Source organism: Streptomyces sp. WAC03905 (assembly GCF_057371075.1).
Map to the genome: position 1 here is coordinate 4,990,556 of NZ_JBXYDZ010000003.1, position 12,526 is coordinate 5,003,081.

The window sequence follows — 12,526 nt, forward strand, 5'->3', positions numbered from 1 at the left end:
GGAGTTGGGGGGTGCGGCGTCGTTGCGGGGGTGCTGCCCCCGGGCCCCCGCGCCTCAAACGCCGGCGGGGCTGGGGGGTGTGGCGGGGCTGGGTGGGTGGGTCGGTGGGGGTGGCGGGGGTGGTGGTTGACGGGTGGGCTGATCGGGCGTAAACCGGGGGGACCCGGGCGTGGTGCGCGGAGCGGGGTCGCGCGTGCGTGGCAGGGTGCGGGCAGGCCGGGGTGTGATGGTCACCTCGTCCGACCATCGTCCTGTCCGGCGAGCAGCGAAGGTCTTCCATGCGACTGCGCAAAGTCCTTGCCCTCACCGCCTTCCTCTCCGCCGCCCTGGCCGCCGCCACCGCGTCCCCCGCCGGTGCGGACATCGGCACCGGCGGCGGTCCCCGCCCCGCCCCGGCGTTCCCCTCCCGCGTCCAGGCCACCTGCGGGGACGGCAAGAGCTCCGCCTTCCCCATCGGCGCGCGCATCCGCGGCGGTCCGGCCGTGTACCGCACCGGCGGTGAGCCGCAGACGTGGTTCCTGGACCTGACCAACACCACGAACTCCGAGTGCAAGGCCATCCACCCCGTCGTCGTCCTCACCGACAAGGCCCGCACGCTGCGCCCCGCCCACCTGCGGATGGAGTTCGAGGCTCCGGCCGGCACCCTGCCCGCCGGGCTGGAACACAGCGACCGCGACGAGGTCATCGCCGTCTTCGACGGCGGTGACGCCTTCCCCGGTTTCACCGTCGGCCCTGGCGGCACCCGCACCGTCAAGGTCACCCTCGCCTTCGCCCCCGACGCCCCCACCGGAGAGGTCGTCGCCGACGCCGCGCTGGTCCAGCGCAAGGGCGACGACGGGGACTGGATCGGGGAGGCCGGCGGCTACCGCTTCTCCGTCGAGCAGTCCGAGGACTCCGTCGAGGGCGGCTCCCTCGCGCACACCGGTCCGCGCGAGTGGGCGTACGGGGTCGGCGCCGTGGCCGCCCTCGCCGCCGGTGGCGGTCTCCTGCTCGGGGCCCGCCGGCTCCGTACCCGTACACCCGCCGACGGCCGCTGACGCCGGGTACGTCCAGCACCCTTAGCAACCCCCGGGCACCCCTGGCACCCCGGGCACGCCGAGCACCCCCGGGCACCCCGAGCAAACCCCCGGGCACCCCGAGCACCCCCGAGCAACCCCCGGGCACCCCGGGCCGGGAGACCCGGTCGGCCCGCATAGAGTCCCGTCGTGGAAAAGAACCTCCGGGGTCACCTCCCGGGTCACCGCCCCGGCTCTCCCGTGCGGTCCGGCATCCCGGAGCACGGCCGCATCCCCAAGTACTACGCCGTCAAGGCCCGGATCGCCGAACTCCTCGACGAACTCGGCGAGGGCGGGGTCCTGCCCACCGAGCGGGATCTGGCCGAGCGGTACGAGGTGTCCCGCGAAACCGTCCGGCAGGCCCTGCGCGAACTGCTGCTGGAAGGCCGCCTGCGCCGCTCCGGCCGCGGGACCGTCGTCGCCGGGCCCAAGCTGGAACAGCCGCTGTCCCTCGCCAGCTACACCGAGGGCGTGCGCCGCCAGGGCCGCCGGCCGGGCCGGCGGCTGATCGGCCTGGAGCGGTTCCCCTGCCCGTCCGACCTGGCGCCCGGGATCGGCGCCGAGTCCGGTGAGCCCGTCTGGCACCTGGAGCGGGTCCTGCTCGCCGACGACGAGCGCGTCGGCCTGGAGAGCACCTACATCCAGGTGGCCCGGGCCCCGCGCCTGGACGTCGATTTCCAGCCGGACTCCTCCTTCTACGGATACCTCCGCGACAGCCTCGGGATCTGCTTCGGCGAGGCCGACGAGAAGCTGGAGACCGTCCTCGCGACCCCCCGCGAGGCGCTGCTGATCGGCACCCCGCCGGCCCTCCCCATGCTGCTCATCCACCGTTTCTCACGGGACCAGGACGGCCGGCCGCTGGAGCGGGTGCGTTCGCTCTACCGTGGCGACCGGTTCAGCTTCACGACCCGCCTGCGCGCCGAATAGCCCGGCGCAGATCGATGCGTAATGGGCAGAAGCGGACACCGCAACATCACGGGTCGATAACGGGTCTGGTCCAAGCGTCGAGGGCTGTTCACCGGCGCGTCGCCGGGCCTATCACCCGGGGCCACGGGCCGCGCCCACCGTTGGCGGCGTGAGAGTCATAGTCGTCGGAGGCGGCGTGGTCGGCACCATGCACGCCTGGCAAGCAGTCGAACGCGGCCACGAGGTCGTCCAGATCGAGCGGGAGGCCGAGGCGCGCGGTGCCTCACTGCGCAATTTCGGCCAGATCTGGGTCAGTGGACGGGCCGGGGGCGAGGAACTCGACACCGCCCTGCGGGCCCGCGAACTCTGGGAGCGCATCGGCGCGGAGGTGCCCGGACTGGGCTTCCGCGCCATCGGCTCCCTCACCCCCGTCCGCAACGCCCGCGAGTACGCCGTCGCCGAGGCCGCCCTGGCCCGCCCGGATGCCGCCGCCCGCGGCTACGAACTGCTCGGCGCCGAGCAGGCGCGCACGATCAACCCGGCCCTGCGCGGCGCGTTCGAGGCCGCCCTGTGGTGCGAGCGGGACGCTGCCGTGGAACCGCGCACCGCCCAACTGCACCTGCGCGAGGCCCTGCAGAGGAGGGCAGGTGGCCGCTACACCTTCCTCCCCGGCCGCGAGGTGCGCGAGGTCACCGGTCCCGGCGCGGTCCGTGACGACCACGGCGACGTCCACCGCGGCGACGCCGTCGTCCTCGCCACCGGCGCCTGGCTCTCCGGCCTGGTCCGCGAACTCGCCCCCGACCTGCCCGTGCGCCGCGTCCGGCTCCAGATGATGCAGACCGCGCCGCTCGGCGAGGAGCTGACCACCTCCGTCGCGGACGCCGACAGCTTCCGCTACTACCCCGCCTACCGGTCCGCGGCCCTCGACGAACTGAACGCCGCACAGGCCCAGTCACCGGTCGCCGCCGCGCACAGGATGCAACTGCTGATGGTCCAGCGCCGCGACGGCGGCCTGACCATAGGCGACACCCACGAGTACGAGCACCCCTTCGCCTTCGACACCCTCGAAGACCCCTACGAGCACCTCACCGAAGTGGTCGAGTCCTTCCTCGGCCGCCCCCTGCCGAAGATCAGGCACCGCTGGGCGGGCGTGTACGCGCAGTGCACCGACACCGCTCGCGTCGTCCACCGCCAGCAGGTCGCCGACGGCGTCTGGCTGGTGACCGGACCGGGCGGGCGCGGCATGACCTGCTCGCCGGCCATCGCCGAATCCACCGCGAACGAACTGGGCTGGTAAGTCTGATGACCGACATCCCCGACACCACCGATACCCCCGACGTCCCCGACGTCCCCGACGTCACCCACACCACCGACACCCGCCGACTGGTCGTCCTCGACATGGCCGGCACCACCGTCGCCGACGGCGGCCTCGTCGAGCGCGCCTTCGAGCGGGCCGCCGAGCGCCTCGGCGTCGAGCCCGGCACCCCCGACCACGCCGAGAAGCTCCGGTACGTCCTCGCCACCATGGGCGAGTCCAAGATCTCCGTCTTCCGCCACCTCTTCGGCACGGAGGAACGCGCCCGGCGCGCCAACTCCGCCTTCGAGGAGGCGTACGCGGAGCTCGTCGACGGCGGCCTCGTCACCGCGCTCCCCGGCGCCCGCGCCGCGATCGAGGCGCTGCGCGCCGACGGCCGGACCGTCGTCCTGACCACCGGCTTCGCCCGGGTCACCCAGGACGCCATCCTCGACGCCCTCGGCTGGCAGGACCTCGCCGACCTGACCCTCTGCCCCGCCGACGCGGGCGGCCGCGGCCGCCCCCACCCCGACATGGTGCTGACGGCGTTCCTGCGCACCGGCGCCGTGGACGACGTACGCGACGTCGTGGTCGTCGGCGACACCGCCTACGACATGCTCAGCGGACTCCGCGCCGGCGCCGGAACGGTGGCCGGGGTCCTCACCGGCGCCCACGACCGCGCGACGCTGACGCGCAACGGCGCGACGCACGTCCTCGACTCGGTCGCCGCACTCCCGCGCCTGCTGCTGGAGTCGGCGTGAGCGGCATCCGCTTCGACGGGGTCAGCGTCGCCTACGACGGCACCACCGTCCTGGACCGCCTGGACCTGACGGTCGAGCCGGGCGAGGTGATGGCGCTCCTCGGGCCCTCCGGCTCCGGCAAGACCACCGCCCTGCGCGCCGTCGCCGGATTCGTACGGCCCGTCGCGGGCCGGATCCTCCTCGGTGGCCGGGACGTCACCGCGCTCCCGCCGCACCGGCGCGGCATCGGCATGGTCGTCCAGCAGTACGCGCTCTTCCCGCACATGCGGGTCGAGGACAACGTCGCCTTCGGCCTCAAGGCGCAGAAGACGCCCAGGGCCCAGATCCCGGGACGGGTCGCCGAGGCCCTGGAGATGACGGGCATGGCCGCCTATGCCCGCCGCCACCCGCGCGAGCTGTCCGGCGGCCAGCAGCAGCGGGTCGCCATCGCCCGCGCCCTCGCCATCCGCCCCGGCGTCCTCCTCCTGGACGAACCGCTCTCCGCCCTCGACGCGCAACTGCGCTCCGGGATGCTCGCCGAACTGGCCCGGCTGCACCGCGAACTGCCCGACGTGTCGATCCTGTACGTCACCCACGACCAGGTGGAGGCGCTGACGCTGGCCGACCGGATCGCCGTCATGGACCGGGCCCGCCTGCGGGACTGCGGGACGCCGCAGGAGCTGTACCGGGCCCCGCGCACCGAGTTCACCGCGTCGTTCGTCGGCAACGCGAACCTGCTCCCGGTGACGGTGGCCGAGGCCGGCGCGGTCTTCGAGGGCCGGGCCCTCACCCTCGACCGCGGGCGCGCGGCGCCGGGCTCCGCGGCCACCTTGTGCGTACGTCCGCACCTGCTCGGCCTCGGCGCCGGGCCGAACGCACTGAGCGGCACCATCGCCGAGGTGCAGTGGCGGGGTTCGACGCACCGGCTGTACGTCGACGTCGAGGGCCACCGGGTGAAGGCGGACCTCCCCGAACTGCGGGAGACGCCCGCGCCGGGGGACCGGATCACCCTGCACTTCGAGCCGCGGGACGCCGTCCTGCTGGCGGCGGGGGTCTCCCGTGCCTGACGCCTCGCGGCGAGCCCTGCCGCCCCGCCCGACCCCCGCCGTCCCCCACCCCTCCGCCCCGGCCGTGCCGGCGCCCGACCCGCCGGGCCGCCCCACGCCCGCCGGACCCCCGGCCCCGGACCGCGCGGCGCCCGGAGTGATGGGCGAGGTTCCGCCCACCGGCCCGGCGGTCAACGCCGCGCCGGGCTCCGGCGGAGCCGGGCCGACGCCCGCCCCGGCCGGACCCGGCGCCGAGCGCGGAGCCGGACCCGGCGCCGAGCGCGGAGCCGGACCCGGCGCCGAACGCGGTGCCGAACGCGGCGCCGGACCCGTCGGTACCGGCGACTTCGCGCCCGGTGCGGCACCGGATCACCGCTCGGTCGGCCCGGGCCCCAGGCCGGGAGGCCGGGTGCCGCGTGGGGTGTGGGCGTTGCCGCCCGTCGCCGTGCTCGCGGCGGTGTTCCTCTATCCCCTCGCGCTGGTCGTGCAGCAGTCCCTCACCCCCGACGGCGGTGGCGGTGCCTTCGACGCCTACGCCCGGGTCTTCGGCTCCCGCGCCTTCCTCGACGCCCTCGGGACCACCGTCTGGCTGGCCGTCGGAGCCACCGTCGGCTGCCTGGTCCTCGGCTTCACGCTCGCGCTGATCATCGCCTTCGTGCCCTTCCCCGGCGCCCGCGCCGTCGCCAGGTTCATCGACGTCTTCCTGTCCTTCCCCTCCTTCCTCATCACCCTCGCCCTCCTCTTCGTCTACGGCACCGTCGGCATGGCCAACGGCCTCGTCACCGGGTTTACCGGCGCCGCCGAGGGTCCCTTCCACTTCCTGACCACCCCCTGGGGCGTCCTCCTCGCGGAGGTCACGTACTTCACGCCCTTCGTCGTCCGCCCCCTCCTCGCCGCCTTCTCCCAGCTGGACACCGCCCAGCTGGAGGTCGCCGCGGGGCTCGGCGCGCGCCCCGCCCGCATCGTCCGCCGGGTGATCGTGCCCGAGGCCCTCCCCGCCCTCGGCGCCGGCGGCAGCCTCGTCCTCGTCATGTGCCTCAACGAGTTCGGGATCGTCCTGTTCACCGGCGCCAAAGACGTCACGACCCTGCCGATGCTGATCTACGGCAAGGCCATCCTCGAATCCGACTACCCGGCCGCCTGCGTGGTCGCCGTCGTCAACATCGCGATCTCCGTCGGCCTGTTCGGCGTCTACCGGGTGGTGAGCAAGCGTGCTGGTGCATAGCAAAGCCGGTCGCTGGGCCGCCTGGGGCCTCTTCGGCGTCCTCTTCCTGCCGCTCTTCGCGCTGCCCCTGCTCGTGGTCGTCGCTGCGTCCTTCGCCACCCACTGGTCCGGCGCCCTCCCGTCCGGCCCCACCACCGCGAACTACGCGGCCGCCGTCCGCGGCGAGTCCCTCCAGGCCCTCACCACCAGCCTGGTCACCGCCGTCGCCGCCAGCCTCCTCGCGCTCACCGTCGGAACCTGGGCCGCGCTGGCCGGGGCAGCGCTGCGCAAGCGGGGCAAGCGGCTGCTGGACGCGCTGTTCATGCTGCCCGTCGCCGTGCCGTCCGTGGTCGTCGGCCTCGCCGTGCTCGTCGCCTTCAGCCGCCCGCCCCTCCTGCTCAACGGCACCGGCTCGATCGTCGTCCTCGCGCACACCGTCCTCGTCACCGCCTTCGCCCACCAGTCGGTGTCGGCCGCGATCGTCCGCCTCGACCCCGCCTACGAGCAGGCGGCCGCCTCCCTGGGCGCCCGGCCCGCGTACGTGCTGTGGCGGGTCCGGCTCCCCCTCCTGCTGCCGTCCCTCACGGCCGCCGCCGGGCTCTGCTTCGCCCTGTCCATGGGCGAGCTGAGCGCGACGATGATGCTCTACCCGCCGGACTGGATGCCCCTCCCGGTCCGCATCTTCACCGCCACCGACCGCGGTTCGCTCTTCAGCGGCTCCGCCGTCGCCGTGGTCCTGATGACCACCACCCTGCTGGTCCTGCTGGCCGTCTCCCGCATCCGCACCGGGGCCTCCTACCGCTGACCCGCGCCCCTCGCCACCCCGCAGACTCCCTTTCCCCGTAAGGAAGTTCCATGCCCAGAGCACTCACGCCCACGCCCGTGCCCGTGCCCGCGCTCCGTGCCGTCGCCGCCACCGCCGTCGGCCTCGCCCTCACCGCCTCCCTCACCGCCTGCGGCGGCTCCTCCGCGGCCGACGCCAAGGGCTCCGAGAAGGTCGTCACCGTCTACAGCGCCGACGGCCTCAAGAGCGAGAAGGGCGACGGCTGGTACGACCGGGTCTTCGCCGACTTCACCAGGAAGACCGGCATCGAGGTCAAGTACGTCGAGGGCGGCTCGGGCGAGATGGTGCAGCGCGCCGTCCGCGAGAAGACCAACACCCAGGCCGACGTACTGATCACACTGCCGCCCTTCATCCAGCAGGCCGACGGCAAGGGCCTGCTCCAGTCCTACGTGCCACGGGACGCCGACAAGGTCGACGGCGCGGACAAGTCCACCGAGGGCAAGTGGACCTCGGTCGTCAACAACTACTTCGGCTTCGTCTACAACAAGAAGGAGCTCGCCGAAGCCCCCAGGACCTGGGAGGAGCTGCTGGACGCCCGCTACAAGGGCAAACTCCAGTACTCCACCCCGGGCGTCGCGGGCGACGGCACCGCCGTCCTCGTCAAGTCGATGCACGACTTCGGCGGCAAGGAGCCGGCGATGGACTACCTGAAGAAGCTCCAGGCCAACAACGTCGGCCCGTCCTCCTCCACCAGCAAGCTCGCACCCAAGACCGACAAGGGCGAGCTGCTCGTCGCCAACGGCGACGTCCAGATGAACTTCGCGCAGTCCAAGTCCATGCCGAACCTCGGCATCTGGTTCCCCGCGAAGGACGGCGGCAGGCCCACCACCTTCGCCCTGCCCTACGCGGCCGGCCTGGTCACCAAGGCCCCGCACTCCGAGAACGGCAAGAAGCTCCTCGACCACCTGCTCGGCGAGGAGGCGCAGAAGCTGGTCAGCGAGGTCGGCGGCGGCTTCCCGGCCCGCTCCGACGTCAAGCCCACCGACGCCAATGCCGTCGAACTCACCAAGCTGATGACGGGTGTCGAGGTCTTCGAACCGGACTGGTCGGACATCGACAAGAACCTCACCGCCTACGTCGACGCGTGGAAGTCGGCAACCGGAAGCTGACTGGTTGCTTCCAGGTCACCCTCCCGGTCACCCGCGACCGGCAGAGTGTGCACTGCATAACGGGTCTGGACCGAAGACCGCACCTTCGGTCCGGGCCCGGCGCCCGTCCCCGGCTCTCCAGGTCCCCAGCGCCTTCCTTCCACGACCACTCCCGGAGGAGTTCGTGTCCCCTGCCGTCCCCGCCGGACGCACCCTCGCCGTGGCCGTCACCGCCACCGCCCTGCTCGCCACCGTCCTCGGTACCCACACCGCGACCGCCGCCGCCACCACCGACAAGGTCCTCGTCATCGGCGTCGACGGCGCGGTCCTGGACCGCGTCAAGGCCGCCAACGCCCCCCACCTGCAAGGCCTGATGGCCCAGGGGCTGACCGCCCGCAGCACCCTCTACGCGAGCCCGATGGCCGCCCCCTCCTCGGGCCCCGGCTGGTCCACCGTCGCCACCGGCGTCTGGCCCGACAAGCACGGCGTGAAGGACAACTCCTTCGCCGGCAAGAACTACGCCGCGTACCCCGACTTCCTGACCCGCATCGAGAACGCCAAGCCGGCGCTCCACACCTACGCGGCCGCCGACTGGGAGCCCATCACCTCCACCGACCAGAACGGTCCCATCTTCTCCGCCAAGGTCGACAAGCGCCTCTCCCTGAAGGGCGACCGCGACGGCTACCGCACCGAGGACCCGAAGGTGGCCGCCGCGGCCGCCGCCGAACTGCGCGGACAGAACCCGGACGCGGCCTTCGTCTACCTCGGCGAGATCGACGCCGCCGGACACTCCTACGGCGCCGCCAGCCAGCAGTACCTCGACGCCGTCGCCCGCGTCGACGCCCTGGTCGGCCAGCTGCTCACCGCCGTCCAGAACCGCCCCACGTACGCCCAGGAGAACTGGAAGGTCCTGGTCACCACCGACCACGGCCACACCCCCTCCGGCGGCCACGGCGGTTCGACGACCGCCGAGCGCGGCACCTTCGTCATCGCCAAGGGTGCCGGGATCCCGGCCGGTTCGGTCCGCGACGACGTCAAGCTCGCCGACGTGGCCGCGACCGCCCTCGCGCAGGTCGGCGTCAGCACCTCCGGCATCGACGGGGTCCCGCTGAGCGCCCCGGACACCGATCCCTTCGACACCGTCCGCCCGGCCCTCCAGACCCGCGTGGACGAGACGGGCATCCCGGCCGGAGTGAGGGGCTTCACGCACACCCCGCCCGCCGGCTGGTCCGTCGACAACTCCAGGATGGGCACCGGCGGGGTCACCGAGTGGGCGGGCTGGGCCTTCGCGACCGACGAGTTCTGGACCCAGTCGCAGCGCGACCAGTGGCGCGAGCTGAACGTCCGCTCCCGTGACGTCTTCGCCGTCGCCGACTCCGACGAGTGGGACGACAAGGCCCACACCGGCACCTTCGACTCCACCCTCGTGACCCCCAAGTGGGCGGTGACGGGCGGCAGTACGCGCACCCTCAGCTTCCAGACGCACTACCGCCACGAGGCCGGCCAGACCGCGCAGGTCCTGGTCTCCTACGACGGCGCCGCCCCGACGGTGGTCAAGACCTACACCGCCGACGCCCTCGCCAAGACCGAGTCCCTTCCGCTCCAGGTCCCGGCCGGCGCCGGCGACGTCCAGGTCCGCTTCCGCTACAGCGGCACCAACAACTGGTTCTGGACCGTCGACGACGTCCGCCTGGGCTGAGCCCCTCCGGCGTCCGGGCCGTGGACGACCCTGCCGTCCACGGCCCGACCCGGATAGGGTGGCCACAGGTGGTACAGACCAGAAGTCGAGGTCGCGGGCAGAGCGAGAGCGGAGAGCAGTCCAGTGGGAGAGCGCAAGCCGATCGAATCGTGGCTGACGGACATGGACGGGGTCCTCATCCACGAGGGCACCCCGATCCCCGGCGCCGATGCCTTCATCAAGCGGCTGCGCGAGTCCGGCAAGCCCTTCCTGGTGCTGACCAACAACTCCATCTACACCCCGCGCGACCTGCAGGCCCGCCTGTACCGCATGGGCCTGCACGTCCCCGTCGAGAACATCTGGACCTCCGCCCTGGCCACGGCGAAGTTCCTCGACGACCAGCGCCCCGGCGGCACGGCGTACGTCATCGGCGAGGCCGGCCTGACCACCGCCCTGCACGACATCGGCTACATCCTCACCGACCACGAGCCCGACTACGTGGTGCTGGGCGAGACCCGTACCTACAGCTTCGAGGCCATGACCAAGGCGGTCCGCCTGATCAACGCCGGCGCCCGCTTCATCTGCACCAACCCCGACGAGACCGGCCCCTCCACCGAGGGTCCGCTGCCGGCCACCGGCGCGGTCGCCGCGCTGATCACCAAGGCGACAGGCAAGCAGCCGTACTTCGCGGGCAAGCCGAACCCGCTGATGATGCGGACCGGGCTGAACGCCATCGGCGCGCACTCGGAGACCAGCGCGATGATCGGCGACCGGATGGACACCGACGTGCTGGCCGGTCTGGAGGCCGGCATGCAGACCTTCCTCGTCCTCACCGGCCTGACCACGGAGCAGGACACCGAGAAGTTCCCGTACCGCCCGACCAAGACGGTCGCCTCGATCGCCGACCTGGTGGACCTGGTCTAGGGGGTGTCCGGCGGATCATGGCCGGGCCCGTCCGGGCGAGCCGTGGGGCCGACCGGGCGTCACGCGTTCGGGGCGTACGGCTGACACGTACGGCGCCGCTCCGGATGCGGCGGGGCGTGCCACGCGTGAATCTCCTTGTCGAGGAGGTTCACCATGCGCAGTGTTCCGATCGCTGTCCGCACCGCAGCCGTGGCCGCCGTCCTGGCGGCGTTCTCCGCGGTGTCCGCGCCGACCGCCCTCGCGGGCGAGGAGGACCGCGGAGGTCGCGGAGAACGCGGCAGCATCGCCGTCGACCCGAGCCCGGCCCACCCCGGAGCGCAGGTCAAGCTGCGTGTCCAGGGGTGCGACGGCAGCCGCGGAGTGGCCAAGTCCGCCGTCTTCGTCGCGGACGCCGACCTCTACGGGCGGGACGGCGGGCGTCGCAGCCCGCTCTACGGCGACGCGATGATCAGCTCGCACGCCTCGCCCGGATGGCACGCCGTCCGGGTGTACTGCGACGGCGACGAGAAGTTCACCGGCTCGGTGCAGGTCTCCGAGTACCGGCACCCCTCCCACCACGCCTCGCCGGTCTGGCCCGTCCACGCGGGCGGCGGCGGCATGGCGGACCACCCGGCGCAGGCCCCCGGCCTGGTCACCGCGGCCAAGAAGGAACACGGGAGCGACGGTCCGGGCACACCCCACACGGTGATCGGTGCCGTGCTCGCCGCGGTGGCCACGCTGGCCGTCGCCGGCCGGGCGCTGACCCTGCGCCGCCGCCGCAGCGGCGAGTGAGGGGACGGGCGTCACGTGGGCGAGTGGCGTACGGACGACGGGGCGAAGGCCTCCGCCGGGGGCCGGATGCTGACCTTCGCGGCCTGGTCGGTGCTGGTGCTGGGCCTGTGGCTGTGGGGCCGTGAACTCACCGTGCCGCCGGCCCCGCTCTCCGGGCAGGCCGGCGGGGCGGTGGTCGCGGGGCTGCCGGCCGCGCACGCCCCCGTCGCCGCGTCCCCGCCGCAGCGCGTCGACGTGCCGTCCATAGGCATCCAGGCCCCGGTGGTGTCCCGGGGCCTGGACAAGGACGGCGCGATCGATCCGCCGCCGTACGACAGCCCGGGCACGGTGGGCTGGTGGGGCCAGGGGGTGCAGCCGGGGGCTGCGGGGACGGCGCTGATGGTGGGGCACGTGGACACGCGGTCGAAGCCGGCGGTCTTCTACGGCCTGAGTTCGGCGCAGGCGGGCGGCAAGGTGCGCGTGGTGCGGGCGGACGGTTCCGTCGCCGAGTTCACCATCGAGGACGTACGGGTCTACGAGCGCGCGGACTTCGACGCGCACAAGGCGTACGGCCCGCGGGTCGCCGGCCGCGCGGAGCTGCGGCTGGTGACCTGCGGCGGGACCTACGACAAGGCGGCCAAGGAGTACACGGCGAACGTCGTGGTCTCCGCCTACCTGACGGGCGTGGGCACCCGCGCGGGCACGTCGGCATGACGGCCGGGTGACGGGCTGAAGGGCTGAAGGGCTGACGGACGGGCAGGACGGACGGAACGAGGAAGCCCCTCACAGCTTTCGCTGTGAGGGGCTTCCTCCGTCTGTGCGCCGCCAGGGACTCGAACCCCGGACCCGCTGATTAAGAGTCAGCTGCTCTAACCAACTGAGCTAGCGGCGCTTGCTGACAGGGAAAACTCTACCCCACCTGCGCGGGTGCTCGTGACCAGCCACGCCCGCCTTGTCCGATTAACCCATGTTTGAGGGGTTTATCGTGCACGATATG

Annotated in this window: 12 protein-coding genes and 1 tRNA gene; 12 read left to right on the plus strand and 1 reads right to left on the minus strand. The window is 73.0% G+C overall.

Annotation, left to right across the window (positions count from 1 at the left end; translation table 11 throughout):
* The first annotated feature begins 278 nt into the window (after positions 1-278).
* The 12 genes from AC2RP6_RS25025 to AC2RP6_RS25080 all read left to right on the plus strand — a co-directional run bounded on the left by AC2RP6_RS25025 (position 279) and on the right by AC2RP6_RS25080 (position 12,243).
* Entirely contained in the window at positions 279-1,037 is a 759-nt protein-coding gene (locus AC2RP6_RS25025; protein WP_486448230.1) for a hypothetical protein, read from the plus strand.
* Positions 1,038-1,205: 168 nt separating this feature from the next.
* On the plus strand, positions 1,206-1,982 hold the full coding sequence (locus tag AC2RP6_RS25030; RefSeq protein WP_486448231.1) for a GntR family transcriptional regulator: 777 nt from the start codon (positions 1,206-1,208) through the stop codon (positions 1,980-1,982).
* A 148-nt stretch (positions 1,983-2,130) separates the two neighbouring features.
* A complete protein-coding gene (locus AC2RP6_RS25035; RefSeq protein ID WP_486448232.1) occupies positions 2,131-3,258 on the plus strand; it encodes a TIGR03364 family FAD-dependent oxidoreductase in 1,128 nt (375 codons plus the stop codon).
* A 5-nt stretch (positions 3,259-3,263) separates the two neighbouring features.
* A complete protein-coding gene (locus AC2RP6_RS25040) occupies positions 3,264-4,016 on the plus strand; it encodes a phosphonatase-like hydrolase (RefSeq protein ID WP_486448233.1) in 753 nt (250 codons plus the stop codon).
* Entirely contained in the window at positions 4,013-5,062 is a 1,050-nt protein-coding gene (locus AC2RP6_RS25045) for an ABC transporter ATP-binding protein (protein WP_486448234.1), read from the plus strand. Before AC2RP6_RS25040 ends, AC2RP6_RS25045 begins: the two co-directional genes overlap by 4 nt.
* 388 nt (positions 5,063-5,450) lie before the next feature.
* Positions 5,451-6,266 (plus strand): 2-aminoethylphosphonate ABC transporter permease subunit, encoded by an 816-nt coding sequence (locus tag AC2RP6_RS25050; RefSeq protein ID WP_486450440.1) that lies wholly within the window; start codon positions 5,451-5,453, stop codon positions 6,264-6,266.
* A complete protein-coding gene (locus AC2RP6_RS25055; RefSeq protein ID WP_486448235.1) occupies positions 6,253-7,050 on the plus strand; it encodes an ABC transporter permease in 798 nt (265 codons plus the stop codon). The genes AC2RP6_RS25050 and AC2RP6_RS25055 overlap by 14 nt, the downstream gene beginning before the upstream one ends.
* Positions 7,051-7,100: 50 nt before the next feature.
* Positions 7,101-8,198, plus strand: coding sequence for a 2-aminoethylphosphonate ABC transporter substrate-binding protein (locus AC2RP6_RS25060; RefSeq protein WP_486448236.1), 1,098 nt, complete (start codon positions 7,101-7,103; stop codon positions 8,196-8,198).
* 163 nt (positions 8,199-8,361) lie between these two features.
* Complete coding sequence (locus AC2RP6_RS25065; RefSeq protein ID WP_486448237.1) at positions 8,362-9,876, plus strand: alkaline phosphatase family protein; 1,515 nt, start codon at positions 8,362-8,364, stop codon at positions 9,874-9,876.
* A gap of 123 nt (positions 9,877-9,999) precedes the next feature.
* On the plus strand, positions 10,000-10,779 hold the full coding sequence (locus AC2RP6_RS25070) for an HAD-IIA family hydrolase (protein ID WP_486448238.1): 780 nt from the start codon (positions 10,000-10,002) through the stop codon (positions 10,777-10,779).
* Positions 10,780-10,932: 153 nt separating this feature from the next.
* Complete coding sequence (locus tag AC2RP6_RS25075; RefSeq protein ID WP_486448239.1) at positions 10,933-11,550, plus strand: hypothetical protein; 618 nt, start codon at positions 10,933-10,935, stop codon at positions 11,548-11,550.
* A 66-nt stretch (positions 11,551-11,616) separates the two neighbouring features.
* On the plus strand, positions 11,617-12,243 hold the full coding sequence (locus AC2RP6_RS25080) for a class F sortase (protein ID WP_486450441.1): 627 nt from the start codon (positions 11,617-11,619) through the stop codon (positions 12,241-12,243).
* A 104-nt stretch (positions 12,244-12,347) separates the two neighbouring features.
* Here AC2RP6_RS25080 and AC2RP6_RS25085 read toward each other — a convergent pair.
* Positions 12,348-12,421: transfer RNA gene (locus AC2RP6_RS25085), tRNA-Lys, on the minus strand.
* Between the last annotated feature and the right edge of the window lie 105 nt (positions 12,422-12,526).

Coding starts and splice junctions, on each gene's coding strand:
- AC2RP6_RS25025 (WP_486448230.1), top strand. CDS start 279: ATGCGACTGCGCAAAGTCCTTGCCCTCACCGCCTTCCTCTCCGCCGCC.
- AC2RP6_RS25060 (WP_486448236.1), top strand. CDS start 7,101: ATGCCCAGAGCACTCACGCCCACGCCCGTGCCCGTGCCCGCGCTCCGT.
- AC2RP6_RS25040 (WP_486448233.1), top strand. CDS start 3,264: ATGACCGACATCCCCGACACCACCGATACCCCCGACGTCCCCGACGTC.
- AC2RP6_RS25080 (WP_486450441.1), top strand. CDS start 11,617: ATGCTGACCTTCGCGGCCTGGTCGGTGCTGGTGCTGGGCCTGTGGCTG.
- AC2RP6_RS25075 (WP_486448239.1), top strand. CDS start 10,933: ATGCGCAGTGTTCCGATCGCTGTCCGCACCGCAGCCGTGGCCGCCGTC.